Source organism: Streptomyces sp. SD31 (genome assembly GCF_052068475.1).
Taxonomy (GTDB): Bacteria; Actinomycetota; Actinomycetes; order Streptomycetales; family Streptomycetaceae; genus Streptomyces.
In genome coordinates this window covers 1-5,168 of the sequence record NZ_JBQHCX010000041.1, presented here as the reverse complement: position 1 = coordinate 5,168, position 5,168 = coordinate 1, and the positions used below count along the sequence as shown (strand labels likewise).

Below are 5,168 nucleotides of genomic sequence, written 5' to 3'. Positions count from 1 at the left end.
CGAATGCGCCGTCATCGGCGTCGCCGACCCTCTGAAGGGACAAGTACCGCGCGGCTTCGTCGTCCTGAAAGCCGACGCCGACCGCGAACCAGGCGACGTCGAGGCCGAACTCGTCCAGCTCGTACGCGAACGCATCGGCGCCGTCGCCTCCCTCAAGGACGTCGCGGTCGTGGCCGCCCTGCCCAAGACCCGCTCGGGAAAGATCCTCCGCAAGACGATGCGCGGCATCGCCGACGGCCACGACGAACCCATCCCCTCCACAGTGGACGACCCCGGCGTCATCGAGATCCTGCGCCCTGTCCTCCGCCGCGCCGACCACGCCTCCTGAACGGCCGGCTCTCGGAGCGGCCGAAGTGGGTCACCGGGCTCCACGGGGCGCAGCCCGCCGGCCAAGGAGTTGCTGTACGAGCGGGAGTACTCGCCGACAGCCCTTGAGCAGGGCCCGCGGAATCGGAGGGGTAGGTTCAGGGTGACCTCAAGCCCCGGCTGCGGTCTCACGCCGATGACTCACGACCGCAGCCGGGCACCAGGTCGAGGCAGGCGCTGTGGAACTGGACGCTGTCCCGGATCCGCATCGTGCACGGACGATCAGGTGATCGCCATGGCGCGAGACATGCAGAAGGCAGCCGGGCTGCATGGGCACGAGTACGCCATCGACGCCATTCTGGCGGCCGTGGCCGGCCGGGAGCCGTGCAGGGAGCTGAGGCAACAGACTTCACCTCCGACACCGACGACATGAGTCAACTCCTCGCGGGGCACCCGTGCGAGTCGAGAAGGTCTGATGAAACGCCGCCCGCGCTGCACTCCGACCACTCGCCGGCTCCCCCGAGCAAACCGTGCCCATGTCGGATTCGGCACGCTGAAAGCCGGCAACTCACGGCTGGGAGGAGGGCGTCAGCGTCATGACGAGCGTCGTGCGGGTGTTGTCGTGCGGGGGCCGTGCCGCTACTTGAGCTCGTCGGCGGTGAAGTAGCCGTCCGCGACAAGGGTGTCGTAATTGGTCTTGTCGACGCTCACGGGCTGCAGCAGGACGGCGGGCACGGCCTTGACGCCGTTGTTGTAACCCACGGAGTCGTCCACCCACGGCGCCCTGTCGTTGAGTATGTCGTCGACCATGGTTGTGGCGGCCTCGGCCAGCCGACGGACGTCCTTGTAGACGGTCTGCGACTGCTGACCCGCGATGATTGACTTCACCGACGCCAGTTCGGCGTCCTGACCGGTGATGACGGGGAGGGGCTTGATGTCGGGGCCGTAGCCGCCCGACTTCAGTGCGGAGAGGATGCCCCTCGAGATGCCGTCGTACGGCGACAGGACCGCGTCGACGCTCTCACTGCGGTACCACTTGGCGAGGATGCCGCTCATGCGTTTTTGCGCGGTGGGCCCGTCCCAGCGCGGGGTGGTGATCTGGTTGAGCTCGGTCTCGCCGGACCGGACGACCAACTGCCTGCTGTCCAGGTACGGCTGCAGGTGCTTCATCGAACCGTCGAAGAAGTATTTGGTGTTGTTGTCGTCGGGGGAACCGGCGAACAACTCGATGTTGAACGGGCCTTTGCCGTCCTCCAGGCCGAGCTTGTCGATGATGTGGTGGGCCTGGATCATGCCGACCATCTCGTTGTCGAAGGAAACGTAGTAGTCGACGTTCTTGGTGCCGAGGATGAGCCGGTCGTAGGAGATCACCGGAATGTCCGCGTCGGCGGCCTGTTGAAGCACGCCGTTCAGCGACTTGTTGTCGATGGCCGCGATGATCAGGGCGTCGACGCCCTGCTGGATCAGTTTCCCGATCTGTGAGACCTGGGCTTTCGGGTCGTCGTCGCCGTAGACCAGCTTGGTCTTGTACCCCCTGGCCTTGAGGCCCTCGACGACGCTCTTGCCGTCGGTGAGCCAGCGCTCGGAGGACTGGGTCGGCATGGCGATGCCGACGGTACCGCCCTCGGAGCTGTCCGCTGAGCCGCCCTCGCTGTCCTTACCGCAGGCGGACAGGGTGAGGCAGAGGGAGGCGGCTCCGGCGAGGACGGTTCTTCGATTGAACATGACGATGTGTTCCTTGTTCTTCTCGTCGTTGAGGGGATGACGACGTATCAGACGTCGAGGGGAAGCGGTGGAGCGGGCCGGGCAGTCGGCAGGCAGGTCGAGAACGAGTGGGACGCGCCGCACCCGCTCCCGGACGATGTCGAGGGTCAGGTCCCGCAGAGGGGGGCCGCACAGACGGACCCTCGGGCGCCCTGGACGGACCGGACTTCAGACAGGGCCGTGCGCCGTGACGGACGAGCTCGGCGCCCTCGCGGATCCGCACATGCCGCCGCGGCCGTCAGGGGCGGGGCGGCCCGGCACATGGTTCGACTCGGTGCCGCGTTCCGACCACATGCGTGCTGATTCCGGCAACACACAGGGCACTCGCCTTTCGACGTTCGAAATATAGTCACATGTTCGAAATATTGGCGCGACGTTAAAGGGAAGCGGCCGGGGTGTCAACAGTGCGAACTGGAACGGTTACAGAAGGTGCGGCTCCGGGACCACGTGAGCGAGACGGAGGTCCGTGCACCGGAACCGACCGCGGCGATCGTGGACTCGGCGTCGGTGGGGACAGCGGGGAACATCCCGCGCCCGGCATCCCGCGCTCGGCATCCCGTCAAGACGAGGGCGGTGACCGCCGCGGACATCCACCACCGCGAGGCGGCGGCCCTCCTGCCGGAACGGTTACGACGGGAGGGCCTGGCCGTTCACAGCCGACCGATCTTCCGCAGTCGGCTTGCGGCATCCAGCAAAAGCGCCGCGACGACGTCGGCCCGGACCACTGCTTCCGCCGATGCCGGATCGTCCAGGACGTCGACGGTGCGCCCTTGGGAGAAGGAGTCCCGCAACCAGCCTTCGAGAACGTTGAGTTCGCCGAGGAGCAGGATCGACGGCCTTCCTGGTACGACGACGTGTCGGACGAGCCCCAGCCGTTACTCGAACAAATGCCGGTGCTCTCGGCTCCATGCCAGCCTGCGTTCGAGGTCGTGCAGGTACCCCTCCGCCACCCAGGTGGCCTGGGGTTGGTGGCCGGCGTCGGCGAGACGGCCCACACGTTCGGCGTTCGCCTGCTGCTCGGCGATGACGGCCTCGACGATGCCGTCGGCGGAGGAGAGGCCATAGGCGGAGCAGAACTGTTCCAGGCGCTTGCGGCGGTTGGGCGGCTGCGGGAAGTGCAGCCATCGCAGGCACTCGGCATCGTCCCGGAAAGGCGCGACGTACTGCAGTGCGTAGGCGACGTCGTGCAGACGTGCGGCCGGGCGGGCGAAGTCCCAGTCGATGATGCCCACGGGCCGGTGGCCCTGCCACACCACGTTCCACGGGCCGAAGTCGCCGTGGCAGATCACTTCACCGCTGGTCGGTGTGCCCGTGCCGGCGGCCCAGACGGCCTGGTCGGGCGGGATGAAGTCGGCGGTCGCGTCGTGGTAGTCGCGCAGCAGGCGGGCGAAGGCGGACAAGCCTTCGTCTTCCACGACCTTGGCCCATCCCAGCGGCCCCGATTCCCCTTCGATGTAGCTGAGGACCTCGCGGCCTTCCTCGTCGAACCCCAGAACCCTCGGGGCATGCAGGAAGCCCACCGATTCGAGATGGCGCAGCAGCGCGTGCACCGTCTGCGTCCAGGGTTGAACGGGCCTGCGGACGGTGTCCCCGATACGCACGACCCGCCGGTGAGCGTGATCCTGCAACACGTCTTCGTTCGCCACCGGTACGACGCTACCGACCTGTCGGCGGTGCGGCAGGCGGATTACCCCGGCGTCCATGCGCTGGACGCCGCGGGCGGGGTGGGGACATGGCAGGCGGGCGGCCGCCAGGCGGTCAGGGGCGGGCGGTGTGGAGCCAGAGCTCCAGGGCCATTGCCTCGGTGAGGAACGCGGGCGGGATGCGGCGGGCCACGTCCTCGGCCACAGATCGGCGGACCGCCGCCTCGTCGCGAGATGCGCCGTCGTGACGAACTCATCGACCCCGCACGGGAGTTTCATCGGCGCCCAGGTCAGTGGCGGAGAGCCTGGGCCGCCTCGCGCTCGTGGCGCGGCCACACGGGTGGTTCTGCGCGGAGCGCCTGTGCACGCGTTCGGCTTCGTAATGCCTTGGCCGTACAGGGAAGTTGGGTCGGCCTCGGGGCCGCCGCTCTTGCTCGCTGGTCAGACGATCCGGCGTGCCGACGGGCATATATCAGACATTTGCGCATTAACCTCTCGTCATCTTATGACGTGGCGGATCGCGCACGCGTCCGCTTCAACGCTCGGAGAAGACATGCGCAAGCCTCGCAAGACCGCTGTCGTGGCCGTCCTCATCGGCGCCATCGGCTTCCTCGGCACCGGCACCGCCTACGCCGACGGGCAGGGGCACGGACACAAGCAGGGACACAAGCAGGAACAGAAGCACGGACAGAAGCACGGAAAGAAGCAGGGGCACAAGCACAAGCGCGACAGCAAAGAGAGCAGGACGGTCTTCATCAGCCAGAGCACCTCCTGCACGACGATCGAAGAGAACGTCGACGTACAGGGCCAGTTCGGGTTCCAGAACGGCCGGGAAGGCAACCGGTCCAACGGTGAGGGCTCGCCTGGCTCGCAGTCCACCAACCTCGGCTCGAGGCAGGGCTGCAACAACACCCTCGTCCTCGGCAGGTAGCTCACACGGGCCCCCGGCATCGACGCCAGGAGCTTGGAAAGACAGCCCCCTCGGAGTGATCTCCGAGGGGGCTGTTTCGTGAGCTCGGGGAGCCGGGTGCGGTCGGCCGGTACTCATCGCCGACCGCTGTGCCGTCCCGGCTCCCCCGCAACCCGGCGCGGCGTTCAGTACTGCTCGGTCTCCACGAAACCCGCGTCCGCGTTGTCGTCCGCGTCGAAGGCGGCGGCGGTCGGGTCGAATCCGGGCGGGCTGTCCTTCAGGCCCAGACCCAGGCCGGCCAGCTTCGCCTTGACCTCGTCGATCGACTTCGCACCGAAGTTACGAATGTCGAGCAGGTCGGCCTCGGAGCGCGCCAGGAGTTCACCCACGGAGTGGACGCCCTCACGCTTGAGGCAGTTGTACGACCGGACGGTGAGTTCCAGCTCCTCGATCGGCAGCGCGAGGTCCGCGGCAAGGGCGGCGTCCGTCGGGGACGGGCCCATGTCGATGCCCTCGGCGTCGATGTTCAGCTCACGGGCGAGACC

The 5,168-nt window shown here is 67.5% G+C and carries 5 protein-coding genes; 2 read left to right on the top strand and 3 right to left on the bottom strand.

Annotated elements, in window-relative coordinates:
• On the top strand, positions 1-328 hold a 328-nt coding region (locus tag ACTMVF_RS42310; RefSeq protein WP_441276415.1), incomplete at its 5' end, for an AMP-binding enzyme.
• A 617-nt stretch (positions 329-945) separates the two neighbouring features.
• Here the strand turns inward: ACTMVF_RS42310 and chvE are convergent.
• Together chvE and ACTMVF_RS42300 are read right to left on the bottom strand one after the other, a co-directional pair.
• Entirely contained in the window at positions 946-2,031 is a 1,086-nt protein-coding gene (gene chvE, locus ACTMVF_RS42305) for a multiple monosaccharide ABC transporter substrate-binding protein (protein ID WP_441276414.1), read from the bottom strand.
• A gap of 914 nt (positions 2,032-2,945) precedes the next feature.
• The gene (locus tag ACTMVF_RS42300) at positions 2,946-3,620 is read right to left on the bottom strand and encodes an aminoglycoside phosphotransferase family protein (RefSeq protein ID WP_441276413.1); all 675 of its coding nucleotides are present in this window, start codon (positions 3,618-3,620) and stop codon (positions 2,946-2,948) included.
• Positions 3,621-4,266: 646 nt separating this feature from the next.
• Here ACTMVF_RS42300 and ACTMVF_RS42295 point away from each other — a divergent pair.
• On the top strand, positions 4,267-4,644 hold the full coding sequence (locus tag ACTMVF_RS42295; RefSeq protein WP_441276412.1) for a hypothetical protein: 378 nt from the start codon (positions 4,267-4,269) through the stop codon (positions 4,642-4,644).
• Positions 4,645-4,808: 164 nt separating this feature from the next.
• Here ACTMVF_RS42295 and ACTMVF_RS42290 read toward each other — a convergent pair.
• A partial coding sequence (locus tag ACTMVF_RS42290; protein WP_441276411.1) for a DNA-directed RNA polymerase subunit alpha C-terminal domain-containing protein occupies positions 4,809-5,168 on the bottom strand: 360 nt, incomplete at its 5' end.